The organism is Kribbella sp. C-35 (genome assembly GCF_046549195.1).
GTDB lineage: Bacteria > Actinomycetota > Actinomycetes > Propionibacteriales > Kribbellaceae > Kribbella.
Genome location: NZ_JAJPWG010000009.1, coordinates 14,453 through 38,870, shown reverse-complemented (window position 1 = coordinate 38,870; position 24,418 = coordinate 14,453). Strand labels below are relative to the sequence as shown.

General features: G+C 68.6%; 20 protein-coding genes. 15 read left to right on the top strand and 5 right to left on the bottom strand.

All coding sequences use genetic code 11. The annotated features are described in order from the left end of the window. The first annotated feature begins 83 nt into the window (after window positions 1-83). From miaA to ggt, 4 genes are all read left to right on the top strand, one after another. Window positions 84-1,073 carry a tRNA (adenosine(37)-N6)-dimethylallyltransferase MiaA gene (gene miaA / locus ACLJOO_RS41090; RefSeq protein ID WP_410793613.1) on the top strand — a complete coding sequence of 330 codons (990 nt, stop codon included), beginning with the start codon at window positions 84-86 and terminating at the stop codon, window positions 1,071-1,073. Further along, window positions 1,060-1,563 (top strand): SigE family RNA polymerase sigma factor, encoded by a 504-nt coding sequence (locus ACLJOO_RS41085; protein ID WP_410793611.1) that lies wholly within the window; start codon window positions 1,060-1,062, stop codon window positions 1,561-1,563. Before miaA ends, ACLJOO_RS41085 begins: the two co-directional genes overlap by 14 nt. Before the next feature lie 8 nt (window positions 1,564-1,571). Continuing rightward, window positions 1,572-2,261, top strand: coding sequence for a hypothetical protein (locus ACLJOO_RS41080; protein ID WP_410793610.1), 690 nt, complete (start codon window positions 1,572-1,574; stop codon window positions 2,259-2,261). A gap of 81 nt (window positions 2,262-2,342) precedes the next feature. After that, window positions 2,343-4,145, top strand: a complete 1,803-nt coding sequence (ggt, locus tag ACLJOO_RS41075; protein ID WP_410793608.1) for a gamma-glutamyltransferase — start codon at window positions 2,343-2,345, stop codon at window positions 4,143-4,145. On the opposite strand, the gene ACLJOO_RS41070 is transcribed toward ggt, so the two are convergent. Next, the gene (locus tag ACLJOO_RS41070; protein WP_410793606.1) at window positions 4,137-5,219 is read right to left on the bottom strand and encodes a M20/M25/M40 family metallo-hydrolase; all 1,083 of its coding nucleotides are present in this window, start codon (window positions 5,217-5,219) and stop codon (window positions 4,137-4,139) included. The two genes, ggt and ACLJOO_RS41070, sit on opposite strands and share 9 nt — an antisense overlap. 69 nt (window positions 5,220-5,288) lie before the next feature. Here ACLJOO_RS41070 and ACLJOO_RS41065 point away from each other — a divergent pair, with 69 nt between their 5' ends. Genes ACLJOO_RS41065 through ACLJOO_RS41050 form a run of 4 tightly spaced genes read left to right on the top strand, consistent with a single transcriptional unit; the run spans window position 5,289 to window position 9,299 of the window. Further along, window positions 5,289-5,951, top strand: a complete 663-nt coding sequence (locus ACLJOO_RS41065; protein ID WP_410793605.1) for a hypothetical protein — start codon at window positions 5,289-5,291, stop codon at window positions 5,949-5,951. Further along, a complete protein-coding gene (locus tag ACLJOO_RS41060) occupies window positions 5,944-6,588 on the top strand; it encodes a MurR/RpiR family transcriptional regulator (RefSeq protein ID WP_410793604.1) in 645 nt (214 codons plus the stop codon). The genes ACLJOO_RS41065 and ACLJOO_RS41060 overlap by 8 nt, the downstream gene beginning before the upstream one ends. Next, window positions 6,578-7,708, top strand: coding sequence for an o-succinylbenzoate synthase (gene menC, locus ACLJOO_RS41055; protein WP_410793602.1), 1,131 nt, complete (start codon window positions 6,578-6,580; stop codon window positions 7,706-7,708). The genes ACLJOO_RS41060 and menC overlap by 11 nt, the downstream gene beginning before the upstream one ends. A 55-nt stretch (window positions 7,709-7,763) precedes the next feature. Next, the gene (locus tag ACLJOO_RS41050; RefSeq protein WP_410793601.1) at window positions 7,764-9,299 is read left to right on the top strand and encodes an N-acyl-D-amino-acid deacylase family protein; all 1,536 of its coding nucleotides are present in this window, start codon (window positions 7,764-7,766) and stop codon (window positions 9,297-9,299) included. 3 nt (window positions 9,300-9,302) lie between these two features. Here ACLJOO_RS41050 and ACLJOO_RS41045 read toward each other — a convergent pair whose 3' ends face one another. Next, on the bottom strand, window positions 9,303-9,557 hold the full coding sequence (locus ACLJOO_RS41045) for a hypothetical protein (RefSeq protein WP_410793600.1): 255 nt from the start codon (window positions 9,555-9,557) through the stop codon (window positions 9,303-9,305). Between the two features lie 36 nt (window positions 9,558-9,593). On the opposite strand from ACLJOO_RS41045, the gene dapF reads away from it, so the two are divergent. Further along, window positions 9,594-10,439: a diaminopimelate epimerase gene (dapF, locus tag ACLJOO_RS41040; RefSeq protein ID WP_410793598.1), complete on the top strand. Its 846-nt coding sequence runs from the start codon at window positions 9,594-9,596 to the stop codon at window positions 10,437-10,439. Between the two features lie 72 nt (window positions 10,440-10,511). Next, window positions 10,512-11,990, top strand: coding sequence for a GTPase HflX (gene hflX, locus ACLJOO_RS41035; RefSeq protein ID WP_410793596.1), 1,479 nt, complete (start codon window positions 10,512-10,514; stop codon window positions 11,988-11,990). Window positions 11,991-12,041: 51 nt separating this feature from the next. On the opposite strand, the gene ACLJOO_RS41030 is transcribed toward hflX, so the two are convergent. Beyond that, entirely contained in the window at window positions 12,042-14,423 is a 2,382-nt protein-coding gene (locus ACLJOO_RS41030; RefSeq protein WP_410793594.1) for an immune inhibitor A domain-containing protein, read from the bottom strand. A gap of 187 nt (window positions 14,424-14,610) precedes the next feature. Here ACLJOO_RS41030 and macS point away from each other — a divergent pair, with 187 nt between their 5' ends. The 5 genes from macS (at window position 14,611) to ligD (ending at window position 22,623) form a co-directional block, all read left to right on the top strand. After that, on the top strand, window positions 14,611-15,735 hold the full coding sequence (macS, locus tag ACLJOO_RS41025) for a MacS family sensor histidine kinase (protein ID WP_410793592.1): 1,125 nt from the start codon (window positions 14,611-14,613) through the stop codon (window positions 15,733-15,735). After that, window positions 15,732-16,370, top strand: coding sequence for a response regulator (locus ACLJOO_RS41020; protein ID WP_410793591.1), 639 nt, complete (start codon window positions 15,732-15,734; stop codon window positions 16,368-16,370). The genes macS and ACLJOO_RS41020 overlap by 4 nt, the downstream gene beginning before the upstream one ends. 275 nt (window positions 16,371-16,645) lie before the next feature. Further along, window positions 16,646-18,946: a protein translocase subunit SecD gene (gene secD, locus ACLJOO_RS41015; RefSeq protein ID WP_410793589.1), complete on the top strand. Its 2,301-nt coding sequence runs from the start codon at window positions 16,646-16,648 to the stop codon at window positions 18,944-18,946. A gap of 697 nt (window positions 18,947-19,643) precedes the next feature. Beyond that, complete coding sequence (locus ACLJOO_RS41010) at window positions 19,644-21,641, top strand: ATP-dependent DNA helicase (RefSeq protein ID WP_410793587.1); 1,998 nt, start codon at window positions 19,644-19,646, stop codon at window positions 21,639-21,641. A 7-nt stretch (window positions 21,642-21,648) separates the two neighbouring features. Further along, window positions 21,649-22,623, top strand: coding sequence for a non-homologous end-joining DNA ligase (gene ligD, locus ACLJOO_RS41005; protein ID WP_410793586.1), 975 nt, complete (start codon window positions 21,649-21,651; stop codon window positions 22,621-22,623). A gap of 105 nt (window positions 22,624-22,728) precedes the next feature. Here the strand turns inward: ligD and ACLJOO_RS41000 are convergent, their stop codons facing one another. Both ACLJOO_RS41000 and lexA read right to left on the bottom strand, forming a co-directional pair. Further along, window positions 22,729-23,238: a glutathione peroxidase gene (locus ACLJOO_RS41000; RefSeq protein WP_410793585.1), complete on the bottom strand. Its 510-nt coding sequence runs from the start codon at window positions 23,236-23,238 to the stop codon at window positions 22,729-22,731. 48 nt (window positions 23,239-23,286) lie between these two features. Then, complete coding sequence (lexA, locus tag ACLJOO_RS40995) at window positions 23,287-24,072, bottom strand: transcriptional repressor LexA (RefSeq protein ID WP_410793583.1); 786 nt, start codon at window positions 24,070-24,072, stop codon at window positions 23,287-23,289. Window positions 24,073-24,418 lie beyond the last annotated feature (346 nt).

Here is a 24,418-nt window from a genome sequence, read left to right as displayed (position 1 = left end):
CCTACCGCTCTTCCCGGGTCATCCACAAGGCTGGTACAGACCTCTTGGCCAAGTCTTGAGCGGTGAGCTGCCAGACTGGAGCGATGCCTGCTGCACTCGTCGTCGCGGTCGTCGGTCCCACCGCGGCCGGGAAGTCCGACCTTGCCGTCGCCCTGTCGCAACGTCTGGGCGGGGAAGTGGTGAACGCGGACGCCATGCAGGTGTACCGCGGCATGGATATCGGTACGGCGAAGATCAGTACAACGGAGCGCGGCGGCGTACCGCATCATCTGCTGGACATCCTGGACGTGACCGAGACCGCGACCGTGGCCGAGTTCCAGGAGCTCGCCCGGCACGCGATCGACGACTGCATCGACCGGTCCAAGGTGCCGGTGCTCGCCGGCGGCTCGGCACTCTACGTGCGCGCGATCCTCGACGACTTCGTCTTCCCCGGCACCGACCCGGACGTCCGAGCCCGCCTGGAAGCCGAGCTGGAGATCCACGGCTCCGGGGCCCTACACGCAAGACTCGCGCAGAAAGACCCGAAAGCCGCCGAACAGATCCTCCCCAGCAACGGCCGGCGGATCGTCCGCGCGCTGGAGGTCATCGAGATCACCAAGAGCCCGTACGTCGCCACACTGCCCGAGCACCGCTACGTGTACGAGGGCGCGATCCAGCTCGGTCTCGACGTACCGCGGCCGGTGCTCGACGAGCGGATCGACCGCCGGGTGGACCGGATGTTCGACGCCGGATTCGTCGCCGAGGTGCGAGGTCTGCTGAACAAGGGTTTGATTGAAGGAAGGACTGCCAACCGCGCACTCGGGTACTCGCAGGTGATCGCGTTGCTGAACGGTGAGATCGACGAAGAACAGGCCCGGGAGCGGACCGCCCAGGCCACGCGCAGGTTCGCGCGCCGGCAGGACTCGTGGTTCCGTAAGGACCAACGCATCACGTGGCTCCCGTACGACGCCCCCGATCTCGTGGAGAAGGCACTTCAAGTGATAGCCGAAGGCAACCGCGCAGGCGCCCCCGGCGTAGTCGAGGTGAACAAGGGCCCGGGCGAGAATGCAGGGGCCGTCGATGCGAGGGGGTGACCGTGAGGCCGAGTTCCGTGAGTACCTGCTCGCGGACCGCACGCGGCTGATGCGCACGGCGTTGCTGCTCACCGCGGGGGATGTGCACACCGCCGAAGATCTGGTCCAGACCGCCTGTACCCGGGTGTATGTGCACTGGCACCGGATCAAGCACGAAGGCGCCGGACCGTACGCGCACCGCATCCTGGTCAACGCCTTCCTGGACGAACGCCGCCGGGCCGGCCGCCACCCGGAGGTCATGACCGCGGATGCAGTCGAGCCGCGGATGACCGACGTACCGGACCAGGCGGACACGCTGGCCATCCGGGACGCGTTGCTGGACCTGGCGCCGCGGCAGCGGGCAGTCCTGGTACTGCGGTATTTCCAGGATCTCGATGTCGCCAGCTGCGCGCGGATCCTGGAATGCACCGAAGGCACTGTGAAGAGCCAGACAGCCAAGGCGCTCAAGCGCCTCAAGGAACTGATGACGGAAGAGACGGGGAGTAGCTGAGACCGCCGATGGACGAGGTCAAGAGGTTGTTGGAGGGGTTCGCGGACCGTGCCGCCGAAGGGCTGCCGGAGGCGGACCTCGACGCAGATGTCACCCGCGGACGGCGCGCGCTGCGCAGGATCAAGCGCCGGCGCCGGGTCACCGGGGTGCTGTGCGTCGCCGCCGCGTCGGCGCTGGTGCTCGCGATCGGCAACCAGGTGAAGTGGTGGGGGAACGGCAACGAGGTGGCCGGCGGCCCTCCTGAGCAGGAGACGGCCGCCGCGTCCGCGAGTCCCTCGACCGCGCCGCCTTCGGCGCCGTCGAGCGCCACGACGATGTCGATGTTCGGTGCGTCCGTCGTCGAACTGGTCGCCAACAAGGAGGCGTGGAGCAGCTTCAACTGCACGCTGGCGCCTAAGGGGTGGAGCCCCGAGACCCCGATGACGGCCACCCGCGTCGTCCTGTCCCAGCCGGAGATGCGGACCGCGGACAGCGCCGCCAAGGTGGTGCTGCAAGCCGCGCCGCAGGCCCGCAGCCTGACGCAGGTCCGGGTCACCGATGCGAGCGGCAAGACCTTCCACATCGGCACCCTCGAAGGCCGCCTGACCGGTCAGGTGAAGCTGGCCGACCAGTGGTTGCTGGTCGAGCTCCCGACCGGCACGGTCGAGTGGCCGGACGACGTACTCCGCCGTTTCCTGGCCTCCTGCACAGTCAACTAGACGCGCTGCGACTAGCGCACGACCTCCAGGTGAGATAGGCAGGGGCTTGTCCCTGTCCCCGAGCCCGTCTGGGGGGAACTCGTGAAGAAGCTGGTCGCATTACTGTCCGCAGGAACCCTCGTTCTCACTGCCTTCACCGCCACAACCACCGCAGAAGCGCAAGCCCCGACGCGGCAGCCGACCTCGATCGGGTACGGCGGCGCGGTGTCCTCGGTCGATCCCGACGCGACGAACATCGGTCTCGACGTACTGCGTCGTGGTGGTAACGCCGTCGACGCCGCAGTCGCCACGGCCGCCGCGCTCGGCGTCACCGAGCCGTACTCGGCCGGCATCGGCGGCGGCGGATACTTCGTGTACTACAACGCCAGGTCCCGCAAGGTGTTCACGATCGACGGCCGCGAGACGGCGCCCGCGACGATGCCGTCCAACGCGTTCGTGGATCCGGCTACCGGTGCGGCGTACCCGTTCGCGCAGCTCGTGACGTCGGGCGTCTCGATCGGCGTACCGGGAACGCTCGCGACCTGGGACAAGGCCCTGAACCAGTGGGGTTCGCTGTCACTCGGCAAGGCCTTGAAGCCGGCCGCGGAGCTGGCCGATCGTGGGTTCGTGGTGGACCCGACGTTCCGGCTGCAGACGTCGGAGAACAAGGACCGGTTCGCGCAGGTCGTGCCGACCGCGAAGCTGTTCCTGCCGAACGGCGACGCGCCGCAGGTCGGCTCGCTGTTCAAGAACCCTGAGCTCGCCGCGACCTACAAGTTGATCGGTCGGCAGGGCTCGTCGGCGTTCTACCGCGGCGCACTGGCCGGCGAGATGGCGGCCGTCGCGAAGAACCCGCCGAAGACGCCAGGCGCGACGCTGCCGTTCTTCCCCGGCTACCTGCAGGCAAGCGATCTCTCGTCGTACAGGGTGATCGACCGCAAGCCGACCAAGGTCAGGTACGACGGCCTGGACGTCTACGGCATGCCTCCGTCGTCCTCGGGCGGCACCACGGTCGGCGAGGCGTTGAACATCTTGCAGCCGCAGCACCTGCGGCAGCAGTCGACGACGCAGGCGCTGCACACGTACCTCGAGGCGTCGGCACTGGCCTTCGCGGATCGCAATGCGTACGTCGGCGATCCGGCGTACGTCGACGTACCGCAGAAGGAACTGTTGTCGCGTGGATTCGGGGCCGAGCGGTCCTGCCTGATCGACCCGCAGCACGCGGCGACCAAGCCGGTGCCGGCGGGCTCGCCGGACGGTCAGTACTCGCGGTGTGACAAGGGCAGTGCTGTCGAGCAGCGCCCGGACAGCGAGGGACGTTCGACGACGCACATGGTCGCGGCCGACAAGTGGGGCAACGTGGTCTCGTACACGTTGACGATCGAGCAGACCGGCGGCAGCGGCATCACCGTGCCGGGGCGGGGTTTCCTGCTGAACAACGAGCTGACGGACTTCTCCGCCGTACCGAACCCGACGGACCCGAACCGGGTCGAGGCCGGGAAGCGGCCGCGGTCGTCGATGTCGCCGACGATCGTGCTGCGTGGCGGGAAGCCGTTCCTCGCGCTCGGTTCGCCGGGCGGGTCGACGATCATCACGACCGTCCTGCAGACGTTGACGAACCGGCTCGACCGCGGCATGACACTGCCGCAGGCGATCGCGGCGCCGCGGGCGTCGCAGCGCAACACCGCGTCGGTGACGGCGGAACAGGCGTTCATCGATCAGAACGGGCCCGCGCTAGCAGCGCTAGGACACACCTTCACACCGGCTGGCGCACCGGGGAGTTCGGCTGCGGAGATCGGCGCTGTCGCCGCGCTCGAATTCCTGCCGGGCGGCGCGATCCTCGCGGCCGCCGAACCGTCCAGGCGTGGAGGGGGAGCAGCGGGTACGGCGTGGCCCCTAAAGTGACGTGATGATGGCGGCGACCAGATCCGCTCGTTCGGTCAAGGTCGCCGCGATCACCTGCTCGTGGACCGCATGGGCGCCCTTGCCGATCGGGCCCAAGCCGTCCAGCGTTGGGATCCCCAACCATCCGGTCAGATTGGTGTCGGCCGCGCCGGTCGCGGCCGCACCACCGACGTCCTGACCGATGGACCGCCCGGCCGCACTCACCTTCGCCAGCAACTCGTCGGTCGCCGCCGACGGTTGCCAGGCCGGCCGGTTCGACATCACGCGCACCGCCACCTGGGCGTCCCGCATCGGCTGCAATTCTTTGACAGCCTGCAGCACGGCCTCTTCCGTTGCCGGATCGACGAAGCGGAACCCGATGTCGGCCGTCGCCGATCCCGGTACGACGTTGGTCCGCCCGCCACCCGTGATCGTGCCGACGTTGCACAGCACCTCGTCGTACCCGGCGACGATCCGCCGTACGGCGAGCACCTGGTCGACGAGTTCGTCGATCGCGGACACGCCGCTCGCCGGATCGAGAGCGGCATGCGCCTCGCGGCCGGTGACCTCGATGCGGACCCTGGTGCTACCCCAGCGCGAGGTCTTCAGATCGCCGTTCGGATGCGGCGGTTCGAACCCGAACGCGGCGTACACGCCCTTCGCCTCGGCCGTCACCAGTGCACGTGCCGACGGGGAGCCGACCTCCTCGTCGGCGACCACCACGACCCGCAGCGGCCGGTGGTCGCGGCTGGCGATCTGTTCCAGGGCGGTCTCCAGGACGACCAGGCCGCCCTTCATGTCGAAGACACCGGGCCCGTGGATCACGCCGTCCGCCTCGCGCCACGGCATCGCGCCCTGCAGTTGCCCGATCGGCCAGACGGTGTCGTGGTGGGCGAGGAAGAGCAGCGGGGCCTCGTCGGCGCGGCCGGGGAAGTCGGCCACCAGGTGGTCGCCGGTCGGCGCCGGCACCCGGCGCACGGTCGCGCCGAGCTCGGCGTACCGCGTCCCCAGCCGGTCGGCGAAGGCGTTCAGCGCGGCCGCGTCCCCGGTCGGGGTCTCCGTGCCGACGTACTCCCTGAGTCGCTCGATCATCATGGATAGTCAACGTATCATCATCCGATCAGCGATTGACCAGCAATGATCAGGCGGGGATAGGATCAAGATATGAATCGTATCTCTGAGGTGAGCTTCCGCGCGGTCTCGCTCACCACGGCGTCCCGGTTCGCCGAGGCCTCGGCGCTGTACCGCAATGTCTTCGGCTACCTCGACCCGGCGTACGGGCTGAACCCGCGGCTGCTCGGTGCGCTGGCGAGCAACGGCGGTTCGGTGGTCGGCATCCTCGACGAGAGCGATCGGCTGGTCGCGTTCGCGTACGGCTTCTGCGGCACCGATCGGCGCGGTTTCTACCACTACTCGCAGTCGGCCGTGGTCGCCGCCGACCAGCAAGGGCACGGCCTCGGCCGGATGCTCAAGCACGCCCAGCGAGAAGTTGCCCTCAGCTACGGTATGTCGCGGATGCGCTGGACCTACGACCCGGCGCAGATCCGCAACGCGCACTTCAACCTCGACGTGCTCGGCGCCCGCGGCCGCTGGTTCGCGCCCGACATGTACGGTCCGGGCACCGACCGCGTGGTCATCGAGTGGGACCTGACCCGCGAGCACCCCACCACCCCGGATGCTTTGACCGAGCTGGTCGTGCCGGCCGATGCGCGGGAGCTGCGCAGGTCGTTCGAGGAACTCCTCGGCAAGGGACTCGTCGCCGTCTCGTGCCGGCGCCTTCCGGACGGCACCGGCGCCTACTACTTCGGGCCGGCCGACCATGCCTGACGATCCCCTCAACCGCGAGCTCGCGAGCCCTCACGAGCGGTACGACGCTCGGCTGCAACGCCGCTCGTCGACGCTGCTGCAGCGTCGCGTGGTCGAACAGGAACGCGCCTCGATCGACGAGGCACTGGACCAGATCCTCACCGACGGCGCGATCGCGCAGGCCGCGGCCCGGATCGTCGCCGCCCGCCGGCGCTTCATCATCGGCTCGGCGAAGTCGTACTCGTACGCGTCGTTGCTGGCGTTCGACCTCGGCGTCGGCCTCTCGCAGGTGACGCTGATCGACGGCACCGTCGTACGAGGCGTCGATGTGCTGTCCGACGTCCGGTCGAACGACCTGATGGTCGCGTTCTCGTTCCGCCGGTACCGCCGCGACACCGTCGAGATCGCCCGCCGGTTCGTCGAGGCCGGTGGTGAGCTCGTCGCGGTCACGGACTTCGAGGACGCCCCGCTGGCGAAGCTCGCCGACCAAAGCATCTACGTGGCGACCGGGAGTGCGTCGTACGTCGACTCGCCGACTGTCGTCGCGTCGGTGCTGCACGTGCTCGCGACGCTGACCACGGCGAGCTCGAAAGGCGCGCGCCGGCGGCTGATGGAGCGGGATCGGTTGAACACGGAGCTGGGGCTGTATGTCAACTGACCTGAAGATCGTCGCCGCCCGGCTGCATCGGGTGCGGATGCCGTTGGTGCACGAGTTCCAGACCAGCTCACACCGCAAGACGTACCTCGATCACATCCTGGTCGAACTGGAGGACGCGTCGGGCGCGATCGGATGGGGCGAGATCGCGTCGTCCTCGGACCCGTACTACGCGCCCGAAACGGTCGAGTCCTGCTGGCACATCGCCTCGCAGTACCTGCTCCCCGCAGTGCTGGGCCGGCCGTGGACGCACCCCGACGAGCTGGCCAAGGTGTGGACGAAAGTCCGCGGCAACAACTTCGCCAAGGCCGGCGTGGACATGGCCGCGTGGGTTCTGTGGGCCGAGACGCAATCGGTGCCGCTGGCAACCGTCCTGGGCGGGACCCGGTCCGAGGTCGTCGCGGGTGTCTCGCTGGGCATCGAGCCGACGATCGACGAGCTCCTGACCGAGGTCGAGCGCCAGGTCGCCGCCGGGTATCCACGGGTGAAGCTGAAGATCGCTCCGGGCTGGGACGTCGAGCCGGTCCGGGCCGTGCGTACGGCGTACCCGTCGCTTGACCTGCACGTGGACGCCAACGGGATCTACACCGCTGACGACCTGACGCACCTGGCGGAGCTGGACGAGTTCGGGCTGACGATGATCGAGCAGCCGTTCGCGCCCCGGGACCTGCTCACGCACGCCGAGCTGCAGCGGACGATCAGTACGCTGGTGTGTCTCGACGAGAGTGTGGAGACGGTCGCGGACCTGGAGACCGCGCTCGCCCTAGAAGCGCTGCAGGTCCTCAATATCAAGGTGTCCCGGATGGGCGGCCTCGGCGCGGCGCGCGCGGCGCACGATCGGGCGCAGCAGGCCGGGATCGACGTCTGGTGCGGCGGGATGCACGAGTTCGGCATCGGCCGGCTCGCGAACGTCGCCCTGTCCAGTCTCCCCGGGTTCACCCTCCCATCGGATGTGTCCGCCTCGGAGAAGTACTACGCCCGGGACATCGTCGTACCCGCCGTGGTCGCGGTCCGGGGCGTCGTACAGGTGCCCGAGGCAACCGGTCTCGGTCACGCCGTGGACCGCGAGCTGATCGCCGCCAACACGGTCGCCGAGCAGTCGTTCGGACCGGAAGTCGCCTAGCTGTCCCTCGGACCAGTCGCCTAGCTGTCCTTCGGACCAGAACAGGAGTGATTCGATGCGGGTGGCACTGACCGGCGGCCTGATCGCGGACGGCACCGGCGCCGACCTGGTGCCCGGAACGGTGCTGGTCGAAGGCGAGCGCATCACCGCGGTGCTGCCACCCGGTGAGCCGGTCGCCGATGCCGACGTCATCGATGCCACGGGCAACATTGTGGCACCGGGGTTCATCGATCTGCACTCACACGCCGATTTCAGTCTCGGCACGAGTCCGGCGGCCGAGTCACAGCTCGCCCAGGGCGTCACCACGCTGGTCGCGGGCAACTGCGGCTGGTCGCCGTTCCCGATCACCGACCTCGGGACACTGCGTGCGGGTACGGCGTTCCTCGGTCCGAAGCACGACTGGTCGTGGACCGATCTCGCCGGGTTCGCTGCAACGGTGCAACCGGCAGTGAACCTGGCTCTGCAGGTCGGCCACTGCACGCTGCGGATCGCCGCGATGGGCAGCGCTCGCCGAGCCCCGTCGCCCGAGGAACTTCGGACGATGCAGGACCTGCTGCGGGCGGCAGCTGATCAGGGCGCCGTCGGGTTCTCGACCGGGTTGATCTACGCGCCAGGTGCCTACGCATCACCTGAAGAGGTGGCCGCGTTGGTCGCCACCGCTGCCGAGTGCGGGCTGCTGTACTCGACCCACATCCGCAACGAGGGCGCGGGTCTGCTGGCTGCGTTGGATGAGGCGATCGCGGCGGCGCGCGCGGGTGGCGCGCGGCTCGAGATCTCGCATCTGAAGGCCGTTGGCAAGGCCAACTACGGTCTCGTCGACGCCGCGCTCGAGCATCTGGACCAGGTCGATGACGTCGACCTCGGCTGGGACGCCTACCCGTACACAGCCACCAGTACGACACTCACCACCAGGCTCCCGACCTGGGCCCTGGCCGGCGGCACTCTCCTCGACCGACTTGCCGACCCGGCCGAGCGGGCGCGGATCGCCGACGCCCTCCGCGCCGACGTACTGCTCTCGCCGGACTCAGTCGTGATCGCATCGCTTCCACCGGGCCGCTACGAGGACAGCCGCGGCCTCAGCCTCACCGAGATCGCGCGGCGCGACGGGGTGGACGCCGCTGAGATCGTGCTCCGCATTCTCGAGTCGCACCAGGCCGCGGTCAGCGTGGTGAACCATGCGATGAGCGAGGACGACGTGACGACCGTTCTCAAGCATCCGCGAACGGCGGTCGCCAGCGACGGCTGGATCATGGACGCAACCGGTCCCGGGCACCCGCACCCACGCAACTTCGGCACCTTCCCCCGCGTCCTCGGCCACTACACCCGCGACCGCGGCATCCTCACCCTCCCCGAAGCCATCCGCCGCATGACCTCACTCCCCGCGACCCGCCTGGGGTTCTCCGACCGCGGCCACATCAAACCAGGCGCAATCGCCGACCTAGTCGTCCTGGACCCCCACCAGATCACCGACAACTCGACGTACGATGCCCCGTGGCAACTCTCCACCGGCATCAACCACGTCCTACTAGCCGGCCAACCAACCGTCGCGAACGCCGCACCAACCGGCGCCCGCCCCGGCCGGATGGTGTGACCGCTACTTCTTGAACCGCTTCGGGGCGTCGGGTAGCGGGGGAGGAGCGGTCGGGGCGGCGTCCGACTCGGGCTCTAGCCAGCCGTCGTGTTCGGACAGCAGCTCGTCGAGGGCGGCCTGATCGACGTCGTCCAGTACGACGAGCCACGGGTGGTCCTCGTCGTCGTCCTCGCCGTGGAAGCGTCCGCGGCGTACCTCCCCGCCGAGCCGTTCCGCGACCGCGACGGCGTCGTCCTGCTCCCAGAAGTACGCGATCATGCCCAAACGGTACGGGGACCCCCGTAGGCTTGCCCCATGAGTACGTTTCCCTGGCTGAAAGGGCACGGGACCGAGAACGACTTCGTGATCCTGCCCGATCCCGATGGTTCTGTGCACGGCGAGCTGCACGCGTCGGTGGTGCGGTTCCTCTGCGACCGGCACGCGGGCCTCGGCGCCGACGGCGTACTGCGGGTGATCCAGGGCGACAAGCAGTCGTACGTCGAAGACGGCGGCGACTGGTTCATGGACTACCGGAACGCGGACGGTTCGATCGCGGAGATGTGCGGGAACGGCATCCGGGTCTTCGTGAAGTACCTGGCCGAGGCGGGCCTGATCGACGGCAAGCCGGTCCGGGTCGGCACCCGCGCGGGCGTCAAGGAGGTCGCGCAGAACGACGACGGCACACTGACCGCCGACATGGGCGAGCCGAAGCTCCCCGGCGCGGCCGGGATCGTGGTCGAGGCCAACGGTCACCAGTGGACCGCCGTCCACGTCGACATGGGCAACCCGCACGCGGTCGCGTTCGTCGACAACCTGAACGAGCCGGGCAACCTGTGCGATCAGCCCACGTGGTCGCCGGCCGACGCGTTCCCGCACGGGGTGAACGTGGAGTTCGTCGTACGGCGTGGTCCGCGCGACGTCCAGATGCGGGTGCACGAGCGCGGGGCGGGGGAGACGCGGTCGTGCGGCACGGGTACCTGTGCCGTGACCGTGGCAGCCGCGCGGGCGGCCCGTGACGAGCGCCCGGTGACGTACCGCGTCGGCGTACCGGGTGGTGAAGTGAGCGTGACATGGCGCGCGGACAACCACCTGGAACTGACCGGGCCGGCCGTTCTGCACGCCCGCGGCGAGTTCGATCGCGATTGGCTGCCGGGAATCTGAGTTCTGCGTGGGGCGTTGACTCCTGGTAAACGGGTCGCTTGTACTTGAGGCCCGTGCCACCATGGAAGGTATATGACGACCCATTCACACGCGTACGAAGAGACCACCGACGTCGAAACCGACCTCCTTGAGGGCGATGACTCCGGCGATTCGTCGACGGGTCACGATTTCGAACACGAACTGACCACCGAGGGCCTCGAGCTCGAGGAGCGCCAAGCGCTCCGCCGCGTGGTCGGTATGTCGACCGAGCTGACCGACATCAGCGAGGTCGAATACCGCAAACTGCTGCTCGAGCGGGTGCTCCTGGTCGGCGTCTGGACCGAGGGCAGCGCCGAGGACGCGGAGAACTCGCTGGCCGAGCTGAAGCTGCTCGCCGAGACCGCCGGTTCCGAGGTGCTCGACGGCGTGATCCAGCGGCGGAAGAAGCCGGATCCCGCGACGTTCATCGGCTCCGGCAAGGTGACCGATCTGCGCAACCTGGTCGCGTCGCTCGGCGCGGACACCGTGATCGCCGACGGCGAGCTGGCGCCCGCGCAGCTGCGCAACCTGGAAGACCGGCTCAAGGTCAAAGTGGTCGACCGGACCGCGCTGATCCTGGACATCTTCGCGCAGCACGCGAAGAGCAAGGAAGGCAAGGCCCAGGTCGAGCTGGCCCAGCTGCAGTACATGAAGCAGCGCCTGCGTGGTTGGGGTGGCAACCTGTCCCGCCAGGCCGGTGGCCGGGTCGGCGCGGCCGGCGGCGGTATCGGCGGCCGTGGTCCCGGTGAGACCAAGATCGAGACCGACCGGCGCCGGATCAACACCAAGATCGCGAAGCTCCGCCGGATGCTCAAGAACATGAAGAGCACCCGGTCGACGATGCGCCAGGAGCGTCGCCGCAACCTGGTCCCGTCGGTCGCGATCGCGGGGTACACCAACGCCGGCAAGTCTTCGCTGCTGAACCAGATCACCGGCGCGGGCGTGCTGGTCGAGGACGCGTTGTTCGCGACCCTGGACCCGACGACCCGCCGTACGACGACCGCTGACGGCCGCGTGTACACGCTGACCGACACGGTCGGGTTCGTCCGGCACCTGCCGCACGACATCGTCGAGGCGTTCCGCTCGACGCTGGAGGAGGTCACGGACGCCGACCTGCTGCTGCACGTGGTCGACGGTTCGCATCCGGACCCGATCGCGCAGATCCAGGCAGTCCGCGAGGTCCTGGCCGAGATCCAGGCGACCGACGTACCGGAGATCGTGGTGATCAACAAGGCCGACGCCGCCGACCCGCTCGCGCTGGCGCCGATCCTGCACCGCGAGCCGAACGCGATCGTCGTGTCGGCCCGCACCGGCGAAGGCATGGACAAGCTCCGCGAGCTGCTCGAGGGCGCCCTGCCGCAGCCGCACGTGGCCCTCGAGGTCTTGCTGCCGTACGACCGCGGCGACCTGGTCTCGCGGATCCACTCCGAAGGCTCCGTCGAGCAGCTGGAGCACACCGCCGAAGGCACTCACATCACGGCGCGAGTCCACCCGGCCCTGGCCGGCGACCTCACGCCGTACGCAACCGTCTGAGCAACGCAACAGCCCCCGAAGTCCGAGGACTTCGGGGGCTGTTTCATGCGGTCACTTGCGCTTCGAGACCTGGATCTTCATCGTGGTGCCGGTCTTGGAGACGACCTTGATGTTGACCCCGTTGTTCGGGATCTTGACGCTGCTCGTCGGCTGGTCCGCGGTCCAGTACGACTTGCTGTCGTTGAAGGTCGGTACGGCGTTCTGGCCGCGGATGTAGCTCGCCTGCCCGTTGATGTGCAGGGTGAACGAGTCCGCCTTCTCGAGACCGAACGGAGCGTCGTAGCCGCCGACGCGCGGCCGCCACAGCTGGCCGTCCATCCGGTTGATCGGGACCGGGTGGCTGTCGATCGGCAGGACCAGACCCTCACCGGGGTGAGTGTTGGTGTTGTTGTTGCGCTGCGACGTGTCCCAGTACCAGATCAGCAGGCCGTCCTGGTACGGGAAGTGCTCCACCTTGTCGCCCAGCGTGCTCGCCCAGCCGAAGTTGTACGGCCCGGTCTTCAGGTGCTGGTCGTACGACACATAGTTGATGCTCGAGGCGAGGTAGTAGTTGTCGTAAGGCGTCGTGATGGTCGCACCGACCGAGCTGAAGCCGTTCAGGGTCCAGCCTTCCGGCGTGGCCTCGGCGCCGGAGTCGACCAGCGTGGTCGAGCCCGAGATCACCTTGATGTCGTCGGCGAAGAACCCGTAGCCGCCGGTGTTCGCGTCGGTCGAGTAGCGCAACTGCAGACCGATCGTCTTCCCCTGGTAGGCGGACAGATTGAACGTCGCCGGGACCCAGCCACCGCTCTTGCCGTCGATGCCGTTGCCTTCGGCCGCCTTGGTGATGGAGCCCGCGATCGGCTTGTAGCCGGTGCCGTCGTCGACCTCGACGTACGCGTAGTCGCATGCGTCGGGGCCGCAGTCCTCGATGTCCCAGTTGGCCTGGAACGTGAGGGTCGTGGTGCCTGCAGGTACGGCGACCTGCCGGTTCATGGTGTGGGTGAACTCGTCGCCCTCGCCGCTCCACCAGGACTTGCTGCCGACCGGTGGCGTCTGCAGCGGCGTGGTGACCAGTTTCTTCGGCAACGTGACGACCGCCGCCTGTGCCTTGGACGAGTTGTACTCGTGCGGTCCGAGCTCGAGCGTTCTGTTCTGGCCCGCGTTCACGATCTCGTAGTCGAGCCAGCCGAGCTGCAGCTTGTCCCAGACGCCCAAGTCGGCCGCCTGCTCGCCGATACCGCCGTCACTCGGCTTGCCGACCCGGCTCTGGGCCATGATCGTCCACCAGTTCACGCCGTTCTCGACCGCGGCACCCGAGGTGTCGTAGTGGTCAGGCAGGCCCAGGTCGTGCCCGTACTCGTGGGCGAAGACGCTGATACCGCCGTTCTCCGGCTGGATCGTGTAGTCGCCGACGTACAGGCCGGTGTCGCCGATCTGCGCGCCGCCGATCGGGTTGTTCGCCGGGCCGCCGGGGAATCCGGCGTACCAGCGGTGCGACCAGATCGCGTCCTCGCCCTGCTGCGGGTCGCCGTCGGCCTGGTCGCCACCGGCGTGCACGATCTGGAAGTGGTCGATGTAGCCGTCCGGCTCGTTGAAGTTGCCGTCACCGTCGAAGTCGTAACGGTCCCACTGGTCGAACGACTTCAGGTCCGCGGTGATCTGCGCCGCGGTCCGCCCGGCTGCTTTCTGGTCGACGACCCACTGGTTCACCGCGTCCTGGATCAGGTTCCAGGTGTTGCTGCAGACGTTGCCGGCGCACGGGAAGCCGTTCGAGCGGCCGTACCGGGCCTCGTTGTACTTGACCTTCACCCAGTCGGTGACCTCACCGGACACCGAGTACCGGCCCGACGACTGCTTCTCGTAGTACTTCTTCACCGAGTTGCCGTTGCCGAAGTACAGGTCCTGGAAGTGCTTCTGGTTGTAGTCGGCCTGCCAGACGGTGGAGTTGTCCACTGCGCGGTTCGGCTCCGGGATCGCGTTGTGCAGCGGACCCTCGAAGGTGGCCGGGCCGGGGACGCTCGGCGCCTGGTCCTTGTCCGGGTAGTCCGGGTGCCGCTCGTTGCCGAACTCGGCCAGCACCACGAAGATCCGGTCGGTCTTCTCCCGGGAGAGCTCGACGTACTGGTCGACGCGGGCCTTGGCGCTCTTGGCGCTCTTCGTTCCCTTCGCGCCGGCCGTCTTGGTGCCGAGCTTGACGACCGTGCTGCCGTTGCGCTGCTCGGCCTTGGCCTGGCCGTTGATGACCTTGGTCAAGGCCTCCTCCCGCAGCTCGCGGCGCTTGTCCTCGAGCGGGTTGGGCAGCTCGTCGGACGCCGGTGCGGGCTCACTCGCGCTCGGCGCCGACCCCTGTTTGGACGGTGTGGCGGCGTTCCCGGCCGTGGCCGCGGCGATGCCGAGCCCGGTCGTCGCCGCCAAGGCCAGGCTGAACAGCCCAGCGGGTAGCTTGCGCACGATTCCCCTCCGTGTCTGATAACGCAGTGTGTTCGTAGCTCCCCCGAGCGTGTTTTGCGCGAGAGTACGGGGAAATGAGCGTCAGCTGAAGTGGAACTGAGGAAATGCTGTGAACGAGCGGGGAAACCTGCGTACTGAGTAGAAGGGCTCACGCATTCCACCCCTGGCACTTGGCAGACTGTGGCGCGTGGAGCGCGAGACCGTCGACCTGCTGCAGCCGCTGTGGCGTGCGCTGGTCGTGTTCCGCCTGCTGACCTGGGCGTTCGCGTGCCTCGGCGTGTGGACCCGCTGGGACGGCATCGCCCGCCCGTACGGCGCGGTGCTCCAGCTGGCCGTGATGGGGGTCTGGACGCTGATCTCGTCGTACGGCTACAGCCGCCGCTGGGGCCGCCGCAACACGCGGCTCGCGTTCGCGGACCTGATCGTCACGGTCGGCTGCATGTTCGCGACCTTGTGGGCGCAGCCGCTGCTCGACATCCGCGCCGGCGCCTCCGTGCTGACCTCGGTGTGGGCGGCCGGGCCGGTCCTCGCGCTCGCCATCTCCCGCGGTCGCGACGGCGGCCTGCTCGGCGCCGCCACGATCAGCCTCGCCCTGCTGTCGCTGCGTGGGGTCGAGAACGTGTCGAAGATCCTCAGCAACGTGCAGCTGCTGCTGGTGGCCGGTCTCGTCGTCGGGTACGCCGCCTCGACCATGCGGCAGGCGGGCGTTCGGCTGCGCGAGGCGATCGCCGCGGAGAGCACGACCGCCGAGCGGCTGCGGCTCAGTCGCTCGATCCACGACGGCGTACTGCAGGTGCTGGCCCAGGTACAGCGGCGCGGTACGGCGATCGGCGGCGAGGCGACCGAACTCGCCCAGCTGGCCGCCGAACAGGAAGTTGCCCTCCGCACCTTGATGTCCACCCGGCCGACCGTCGCGACGGGTGATCGCGTTGATCTGTGTGGACTGTTGTTGCCACTGGCCACGACCCGGATCGACGTCGTCGTACCGGCCACGCAGGTCCTGCTGCCCGCGACCACGGCCGGGGAACTGGTTGCCGCCGTCAAGGAAGCGCTGAGCAACGTGTCGAAACACGCCGGCCCCGACGCCCGGTCCTGGGTGGTGGTCGAGGACCTGGGCGAGGAGGTCGGGGTGTCGATCCGCGACGACGGAGTCGGTACGACGCCCGCGCGCCTCGAACAGGCCCGCGTGGACGGCCACCTCGGCGTCAGCCAGTCCATCCGCGGCCGGATCGCCGACCTCGGCGGCACCGTCACAGTCCGGACCGCCCCCGGCGAAGGAACCGAATGGGAGCTGAAAGTGGTGACCGCATGACGCGAGTGATGATCGTCGACGACCATCCGATGTGGCGGGAGGGCGTGGCGCGGGACCTCGGGAGTCGCGGGTACGACGTCTGCGCGACCGCCTCGGATGTCGCGAGCGCGGTGAAGATCGCGCTGGCGACCCGCCCCGACGTGGTGGTGATGGACCTGCAACTCGGCGACGGCTCCGGCGTCGACGCGACCCGCGAGATCACCACGGCCCTCCCCGACACCCGCGTCCTGGTGCTGTCGGCCAGCGCCGAGCAGGACGACGTACTCGCAGCCGTCAAGAACGGCGCGTCCGGGTATCTGGTGAAGTCCGCCTCGCTTGACGAGTTCGACGAGGCAGTACGCCGTACCGCCGAGGGCGACGCGATCTTCAGCGCGGGCCTGGCCGGACTGCTGCTCGGCGAGTACCGCCGCCTGGGCGAGACCGGCCCCGAGGTCCCACACCTCACCGACCGCGAAACCGAGGTCCTACGCCTGGTAGCCCGCGGCCTCACCGCCAAACAAATCGCCACCCGCCTGGTCCTCTCCCACCGCACAGTCGAGAACCACGTCCAGAACACCCTCCGAAAACTCCAACTCCACAACCGAGCCGAACTGGTCCGCTACGCGATCGAACACGGCCTCGACGCCACCGAGTAATCCCGAAGGGCCGCTCACACCGCACGTCCGGCGAGTCGTGGCGTTTGGTTGCCGGCCGAATACGCGAGTCGTGGATGGCGGTTGTTGTTCCGCACCGAATCTCACGACTCGACGCCCAAAGGCCTGTGGCGGTGCGACAGGGTCGCTTGTGGGGTTGTGCGGTGGGGCGGTTGAATGGCGTTCGTACACTGTGCGTTCCACGTCCGCATGGGTGCTCTCTGTCACGACACCTGCACTGCGGGTGCCCTAGGTCCTGTCTGGCTCCGGAGGATTCGGTGAACCGGTCGTCCCTTGTTCGCGCACTTCTCGCCTTCCTGATTCTGGCGGCGTCGACGTACGTCACGCTGACGGCGAAGCCACAGCTCGGTCTCGACCTGCGCGGCGGAACGCAGATCGTGCTCCAGGCGAAGGACTCGCCGACGGTCAAGGCGACCAAGGAGACCACCGACAAGGCCACTCAGGTGCTGCACCGGCGGATCGACGCGCTCGGCGTGAGTGAGCCGAATGTCACGCGCCAGGGCGAGAACCGGATCATCGTCGAGCTGCCCGGTGTGCAGGACCCGCGCGAGGCCGCCAAGGTGATCGGTAAGACCGCGCAGCTCACGTTCCACGAGGTGCTCGACCAGGTCGCGGCCAAGCCCGCCAAACCCGCGGCGGGGGAGACCTACCTGCCGCCCGAGAGTGGCCAGGGTCTCCTGCGGCTCGCCAAACCCGCGATGACAGGCGAACTGGTCAGCGGCGCCGAGGGTCGGCTCGACCCGCAGCAGGTCGCGCAGGGCTGGTTCGTCGAGATGAACTTCAAGGGCGACGGCGGCAAGATCTGGGCGAACATCACCGGCAAGGCCGCCTGCCAAGCGGTCGGTACGCCGCAACGCCTGATCGCGATCGTGCTCGACAACGAGGTGATCAGCTCGCCGCAGGTCGACCCGAACGGCGGCAACCAGCTCTGCAACATCGGCATCGCCGGCGGCAGCACCACGATCTCCGGCTCCTTCACCGAGGCGGGTGCGAAGGACCTGGCGGCGCTGATCTCGGGCGGTGCGCTCCCGGTCCCGGTCGAGGTGATCGACCAGCGGACTGTCGGCCCGTCGCTCGGTCAGGACGCGATCCAGGCCAGCGCACTCGCCGCGATCATCGGCCTCGCGCTGACCGCGCTCTTCATCATCGTGGTCTATCGCCTCGTCGGCCTGATGGCGGTCATCGGCCTGATCGGGTACGCCGGGATGTCGTACGCCGCCCTGACCGGGCTCGGAGCCACCCTCACCCTGCCCGGACTGGCCGGATTCGTGCTCGCGATCGGAATGGCGGTCGACGCGAACGTCCTGGTCTTCGAACGCGCCCGCGAGGACTTCATCGCCGGGCGCACCGACGGCCTGCGCCGATCGCTGCGCAGCGGTTTCCAGAACGCGCTGTCCGCGATCGCCGACTCCAACATCACCACGCTCCTGGCGGCCGGCCTGCTGTTCTTCCTGGCCGCCGGTCCCGTCCGCGGCTTCGGCGTCACGCTCTCGATCGGTGTGATCGCCTCGATGCTGTCGGCCCTCGTGGTGACCCGCGTGCTCGCCGAGTTCGTCGTGTCGCGGGGCTTCGTTCTGCGGCGCCCGGGCCTGAGCGGGATCGCCGGCCACGGCCGGGTCCGGACCTGGCTGGAAGCCCGGCAGCCGTCGCTGATGAAGCACAGCCGCCGCTGGCTCGTGATCACGGCGGTCGCGATCATCGTGAGCGTCGCGGGCGTCGCCGTCCGCGGGTTGAACCTCGGCATCGAGTTCACCGGCGGCCGGCTGATCGAGGTCAGTACGGCGCAACGGATCACGCCGGACCAGGCGCGCGCCGCCGTCGCCGAGGCCGGGTACCCGACCGCGGTCGTGCAGGCGTCCGGGACCGACGACATCACCGTGCGGACCGGCACGATCAGCGACGACGAGGCGGTGAAGATCAAGGAGTCGCTGGCCCGGATCGGCGGTGACGCCGAGGTGATCCGCAACGAGAGCATCGGCCCGTCGCTCGGTGAGGAACTGCGGAACAAGGGCCTGATCGCGCTCGGCATCGCCCTGCTCGCCCAGCTGGCGTACCTCGCCGCGCGGTTCCGGTGGACGTTCGGCGCCGGCGCCGTCCTGGCGCTGCTGCAGAACGTCGCGGTCGTGGTCGGTGTCTTCGCCTGGACCGGGAGACCGATCGACGGCATCTTCCTGGCCGCGATCCTGACCGTGATCGGCTACACGGTGAACGACTCGGTGGTGGTCTTCGACCGGATCCGCGAGACCCGCAACGCCCGGGCCACCGACAACCTCGGCACGACCATCGATACCGCGATCGTGAACGTCCTGCCACGCACCATCAACACCGGTATCTCGACCCTCTTCATCCTCGCCGCACTGCTGTTCCTCGGCGGCGACTCACTCGCCGACTTCTCCCTGGCGCTGCTGCTGGGCATCCTCGTCGGCACCTATTCCTCCAACCTCACCGCGGCCCCGCTCCTCCTCGAACTGGAACGCCGCTACCCGGCCCCACCACCGCGCCCCAAGCGCACCCAGGTCGACCACGACGCCCAACCCGACCGCGGCGCCGTGGTTTAGCGCGCCCCCGCGCCCAACACCACCCCACCCACGCGCGCCGTGGTGATCGGTCACCTTGTGCACCAGATCCGCACCGCGGCGACCTCGGCCCACGGATCCGGTGCACAAAGACGGTCACCACAGGCAGGTGAGGGGTTATCCGGCTCTTGTGACTGATGTGTGGGTGGTCGATGGGTTTCAGGGCGGGCGGCGCTGGGCTTGGTGTGATCTGCAGCTGGACAGGAGATGTCGGGTGGCTGGGTAGTGCACCTGAGCGTGAACGTGTCCGTGCGTACAGCGTCTCGCCGGTGCACTACCTGTCGAGCTTGCACATCACCCGACCGTGAGTGGCCGCCTCCGGCACGAGAGCAGGATATCCCCTGATGTTGTGGGTTCTCCGGTGGTGTAACAGGGGAGAAGGCACAACACCGTCGGATATCCCCTCGTTGTGCGAGGGTCTCTCGTCGAGCTCGGTCGGGGCCGGCCGGTGGTGCACGCGGGTCGTGCAGTGCCTGCGTGGTGCGGTGTGGTGTGGTGTGTGGGTGGGGATGTAGACAGTGGCTGATGGGCGGGGACAGGAAATGTCGGGTCCCGGCCCTCCATGGTCTGTCTCGAGTCCCCGGATGCCGCCGCCAACACCCACACATCGGACCGGAGAGCCGGTTATCCACAGCGGCGCCTGGCGGAGCGGAAATCTGTCCGGGGCGCGGGCTAGGGTATGGCGGTGGGTGTTGATGTGCGGGATCTGCTGGAAGCTGCCGTGGCCGGGATCGCCGGTCAGACACGGCCGGGGCAGGTGGAGATGGCGCAGGCCGTCGACACCGCGATGCACGACGGATCGCATCTGCTCGTCCAAGCAGGCACCGGCACCGGCAAGTCCCTCGGGTACCTGGTGCCCGCGCTCCTGCACGCGATCGAGGACCGGCGCGTGGTCGTGTCGACAGCGACCCTCGCGCTGCAGTCCCAGCTCGTCGACCGCGACGTACCGGCGCTGCTCGACGCGACCGAGAAGCTCCTGCCGCGCAGACCGAAGTACGCGATCCAGAAGGGGCGGAACAACTACGCCTGCCTGCACCGGATCCGGGAGGGTGCGCCGGACGACGACGGCATGCTCGTCGACGTGCCGCCGTCGGGGGAGACCGGCCGGCAGGTCGTCGAGCTCCGCGACTGGGCCGAGCAGCAGCTCGCCGACGGCGAGGCGGGCGACCGGGATCACGCCCCGTCGCACCAGTACCAGGCCTGGCAGCAGGTTGCGATCAGCGCGCGTGAGTGCCTCGGCGCCCAGAAATGCCCGTACGGCGAGGAGTGCTTCGCCGAGAAGGCCAAGGAACACGCCCGCAAGGCCGACATCGTCATCACCAACCACGCCCTGCTCTCGATCGACGCCTTCGAGAACCGCACCGTCCTGCCCGAGCACGACGTCGTCATCGTCGACGAGGCACACGAGCTGCCCGCCCGGGTCACCGGTGCGGCCGGCGACGAGCTGTCGCCGCAGATGGTCGAGCGTGCCGCGAGGCGGGCCCGCCGGTTCGTCGACGACGACAAGGCCGACGACCTGATCGACGCCTCCGACGCGCTCCGGGCCGCGCTCGACGGCAGCCGCGAGGGCCGCATCGAGGCGTCCAACACGCTGGTCCTGGAGGCCGCCGCCCTGGTCCGCGACGCGGCGCGCGGCATGTACTCCGACCTGAACAAGAAGTCCGATGACAAGGACGACGACCCGGACGGCGCCAAGCGGCAGTCCAAGGGCGCGGTCAAGGAGATCTTCGACGTCGCCGAACGCGTCGCCGCGCTGAGTGACGCCGACGTGGTCTGGATGATCGACCGCGACCGCTTCGGCCGCGAGCTCCGGATCGCCCCGCTCACCGTCGCCGGTCTGCTCCGCGAACTGGTCCTCCGCGACCGTACGGCGGTGCTCACCTCAGCGACGCTGACGCTCGGCGGTGACTTCGACGCGATCGCCCGCCAGGTCGGCCTGCGGCCCGCCGACAAGCTCGCTGGCGACGACGAGATGCCGGAGCTGGACGACGCCGAGGAGAAGGGCCCGCTGCCGTGGCGCGGCCTCGACGTCGGCTCCCCGTTCGAGTACGAGAAGCAGGCGATCCTGTACGTCGCCAAGCACCTCCCGGCACCGCACCGCGACGGTCTGGGCAAGAAGCAGTTCGAGGAGATCATCGACCTGATCACCGCGGCCGGCGGGCGGACCCTCGGCCTGTTCTCGTCCCGCCGCGCGGCGGAGGCGGCGACCGCCGCGGTGCGCGAGGCCACCGACCTCAAGGTGCTCTGCCAGGGCGACGCGCAACTCGGCGAGCTGGCTCGCGAGTTCGTCGAGGACCCCGAGACGTCGCTGTTCGGCACGCTGTCGCTGTGGCAAGGAATCGACGTACCGGGGTCGACCTGCAACCTGGTCATCATCGACCGGATCCCGTTCCCGCGACCGGACGAGCCGCTGATGGCGGCCCGCCAGCGGGCCGTCGACGAGGCGGGCGGCAACGGGTTCATGTCCGTGGCCGCGACACACGCCGGGCTGCTGCTCGCGCAGGGCACCGGCCGGCTGATCCGCCGCAGCTCGGACCGCGGCGTCGTCGCGATCCTCGACCCCCGCATCGTCACCCAGCGGTACGGCGCGTTCCTGCGCGCCTCCTTGCCGCCGATGTGGCCGACCGCCGATCGTGAGAAGGTGCTCGGCGCGCTGAAGCGGTTGCAATCCACATGAGCCAGTCATGAGTCCCGTGACCGGTCCGCCGGTGCTGCCGATGATGGCGGCGCTGGGGCAGATGCCGTCCGGAGCGGGCTGGTCGTACGAGATGAAGTGGGACGGCATCCGCGTCATCGCCGAGGTCGACGACGGGGTGTGCCGGCTGTGGTCGCGGAACAGCCACGACGTGTCCGGCGGGTACCCCGAGCTGATCGGTCTCGCGGAGGCGCCGGGGTTGCGGCTGCCCGCCGTACTGGACGGGGAGATCGTCACGCTGGACGAGAACGGCGCACCGTCGTTCGGCCTGCTGCAGCGGCGGATGCATGTCCGCGACCCCCGCCAGCTCCGGCATCTGATCACCGAGGTGCCGGTGTCCGTGCGGTTGTTCGACCTGCTCCGCTTCGACGGCGAGTGGTTGCTAGAGGCAACGTACGACGATCGTCGCGGGCTGCTCGATTCGCTGGACATCGGCGACCCGTTCTGGGAGGTGCCGCCGGCGCTGCTGGACAGCGACCAGGCGCTCGAACAGTCTGCTGCGCAAGGGCTCGAAGGGGTGGTGGCGAAGCGGCGCAAGTCGCGGTACCTGCCGGGGCGGCGCAGCGCCGACTGGATCAAGATCAAGCCGGTGCTGACCAGAGACGTCGTGCTGTGCGGCTGGCATCCGGGGGAGGGGAACCGGGAAGGGAAGATCGGCTCCTTCTACTGCGGTGCGTACGCCGACGGCGAGCTGGTGCTGATCGGGAAGGTCGGCTCCGGACTCGACTTCGCGACGCTCGACCTGCTGAGCGCCGAGCTGACCGGTCTCGAGATCGACCGGCCGGCGTTCGACCCGTCGAGCATCCCGCTGACGGACCGGCGCCGCGCACACTGGCTCGACCCGGCGCTGGTCGCCGAAGTCACCTACTCCGGCTGGGGCGGCGACGGCCGGCTGCGGCATCCGGTATGGCGCGGTCTGCGCCTCGACATCAACCCGGAATCGGTCCTCGTCGAGCGCGGCTGAATACATTCGGGACATGCGGCCGACGGCCGAATTGTTCGAAATGCGGAGAATGTTCTGCGGCGCTGAGACATTCGCTGTTCAACTGTCGCAGAAAATGACCGGATTTCAGTCGTTCGTTTCCCGGGAAGGCGCCGGTACGGCCAGTGCGGCCTCGATCTTGTCGACCAGCTTCTCGGGGGAGTGCGTCGGCGCGTAGCGCGCGATCACCCCGCCGTCGCGACCGAGCAGGAACTTGGTGAAGTTCCACTTGATCCGGCCGCCGAGCAGACCGCCCTGCTCGCGTTTCAGCCAGTTGTACAACGGGATCGTCCGCGACCCGTTGACCTCGATCTTGGCGAACATCGGGAACGTGACGTGGTAGATCGTCGAGCAGAAGTTCGCGATCTCGTTCTCGTCACCAGGCTCCTGGTGGCCGAACTGGTCGCAGGGAAAACCGAGCACCGAGAAGCCCTGCCGGCGGTACGCCCGGTAGAGCTTCTGCAGACCCGTGTACTGCGGGGTCTGGGCACACTGCGAGGCCGTGTTCACCACCAGGAGCACCTGGTCGCGGAAATCGGCAAGAGACTGTTCATTGCCTTCGATCCGCGTGGCGCTGAAGTCATAGACAGTCGTCATGACTCAATGCTGACACGACACGCCCGACTTCGCTCGCCGTCCGATATGTCAGACTCGGCGCAGAACTGTTACGACCTTTCCGAGAATGACCGCGTCCTTGCCGTCGATCGGCTCGAAAGCGGGGTTGTGTGGTAGCAGCAGGATCTCGGTCTTGGTCTTCTTGAACGTCTTCACGGTCGCCTCGCCGTCGATCATCGCGGCCACGATGTCGCCGTTCTCCGCGGTCTGCTCCTGCCGCACGACCACCCAGTCGCCGTCGCAGATGGCCGCGTCGATCATCGACTCGCCCTTGACCTTCAGCATGAACAGCGTGCCCTCGCCGACCATTGCCTTGGGCAACGGGAAGACCTCTTCGATCTCCTGCTCGGCGAGGATCGGGTTACCGGCGGCGATCTGGCCGACCACCGGCACGTACACCGCGTCCGGGTGCGCGTCGCCGGCCCCGGTCTCGTCGTACGTCGTCTGCCGCACCGAGCCGAGCGCCGACCGCCGGGCCGCCGCGTCGAGCTCGCCCGGGTAGCGGACCTCGATCGCGCGCGGCCGGTTCGGGTCGCGGCGGAGCAGGCCCTTCTGCTCGAGCACACGCAGCTGGTGCGACACCGAGGAGGAGCTGGTCAGGCCGACCCGCTCACCGATCTCGCGCATCGACGGCGGGTAGCCGCGGCTGTCCACCGAGTCGCGGATCACGTCCAGCACGCGGCGCTGGCGCGGGGTCAGCCCGGTCGCGTCCGCCGGTCCGTCCGGCAGCTCGGCGACCGTGCGGTCCGCCTTGCTAACGGCCTTGTCTGCGCCGCTGCGCTCGTCCTTGCTGGAACCGCTCGGCGTCCTGGCCATCGGTGGCAACTCCTCGGGTCGGGCCGGCGATCGTCCCACCGGCCGAAACTTGCTCGACTGAGATGACCGTAGACCGAATCCTGAGATTCTTCAAACATCTGTTCGAAGGCGTGTCGGTTCGCATGTTTGTTCGGGTGTCAGGTTATAAGGCGCACGCGGGGTGCTGCCGCGGAAGGGAATTTCCTGGGCGTGTCCTGGTTGGAAGTGGTTGCGCGAGGGGCGGCTGTCGGTTAATCATTCGTACAGGCGTTCGATCGAACAGGTGTTCGGGCCGGTCGAACAGGTTGGTCTCCAGAAACTGTCGGAGGCAGCCGATAGACAGGACTCGACACCGCAGGACGCGCAC

Bases quoted from the DNA above. Each gene is read 5' to 3' on its own strand.
- miaA (WP_410793613.1), top strand. From the start codon at position 84: ATGCCTGCTGCACTCGTCGTCGCGGTCGTCGGTCCCACCGCGGCCGGG.
- ACLJOO_RS41085 (WP_410793611.1), top strand. From the start codon at position 1,060: ATGCGAGGGGGTGACCGTGAGGCCGAGTTCCGTGAGTACCTGCTCGCG.
- ACLJOO_RS41080 (WP_410793610.1), top strand. From the start codon at position 1,572: ATGGACGAGGTCAAGAGGTTGTTGGAGGGGTTCGCGGACCGTGCCGCC.
- ACLJOO_RS41070 (WP_410793606.1), bottom strand. From the start codon at position 5,219: ATGATGATCGAGCGACTCAGGGAGTACGTCGGCACGGAGACCCCGACC.
- ACLJOO_RS41065 (WP_410793605.1), top strand. From the start codon at position 5,289: ATGAATCGTATCTCTGAGGTGAGCTTCCGCGCGGTCTCGCTCACCACG.
- ACLJOO_RS41060 (WP_410793604.1), top strand. From the start codon at position 5,944: ATGCCTGACGATCCCCTCAACCGCGAGCTCGCGAGCCCTCACGAGCGG.
- menC (WP_410793602.1), top strand. From the start codon at position 6,578: ATGTCAACTGACCTGAAGATCGTCGCCGCCCGGCTGCATCGGGTGCGG.
- ACLJOO_RS41050 (WP_410793601.1), top strand. From the start codon at position 7,764: ATGCGGGTGGCACTGACCGGCGGCCTGATCGCGGACGGCACCGGCGCC.
- ACLJOO_RS41045 (WP_410793600.1), bottom strand. From the start codon at position 9,557: ATGATCGCGTACTTCTGGGAGCAGGACGACGCCGTCGCGGTCGCGGAA.
- dapF (WP_410793598.1), top strand. From the start codon at position 9,594: ATGAGTACGTTTCCCTGGCTGAAAGGGCACGGGACCGAGAACGACTTC.
- hflX (WP_410793596.1), top strand. From the start codon at position 10,512: ATGACGACCCATTCACACGCGTACGAAGAGACCACCGACGTCGAAACC.
- ACLJOO_RS41020 (WP_410793591.1), top strand. From the start codon at position 15,732: ATGACGCGAGTGATGATCGTCGACGACCATCCGATGTGGCGGGAGGGC.
- ACLJOO_RS41010 (WP_410793587.1), top strand. From the start codon at position 19,644: ATGGCGGTGGGTGTTGATGTGCGGGATCTGCTGGAAGCTGCCGTGGCC.
- ligD (WP_410793586.1), top strand. From the start codon at position 21,649: ATGAGTCCCGTGACCGGTCCGCCGGTGCTGCCGATGATGGCGGCGCTG.
- ACLJOO_RS41000 (WP_410793585.1), bottom strand. From the start codon at position 23,238: ATGACGACTGTCTATGACTTCAGCGCCACGCGGATCGAAGGCAATGAA.
- lexA (WP_410793583.1), bottom strand. From the start codon at position 24,072: ATGGCCAGGACGCCGAGCGGTTCCAGCAAGGACGAGCGCAGCGGCGCA.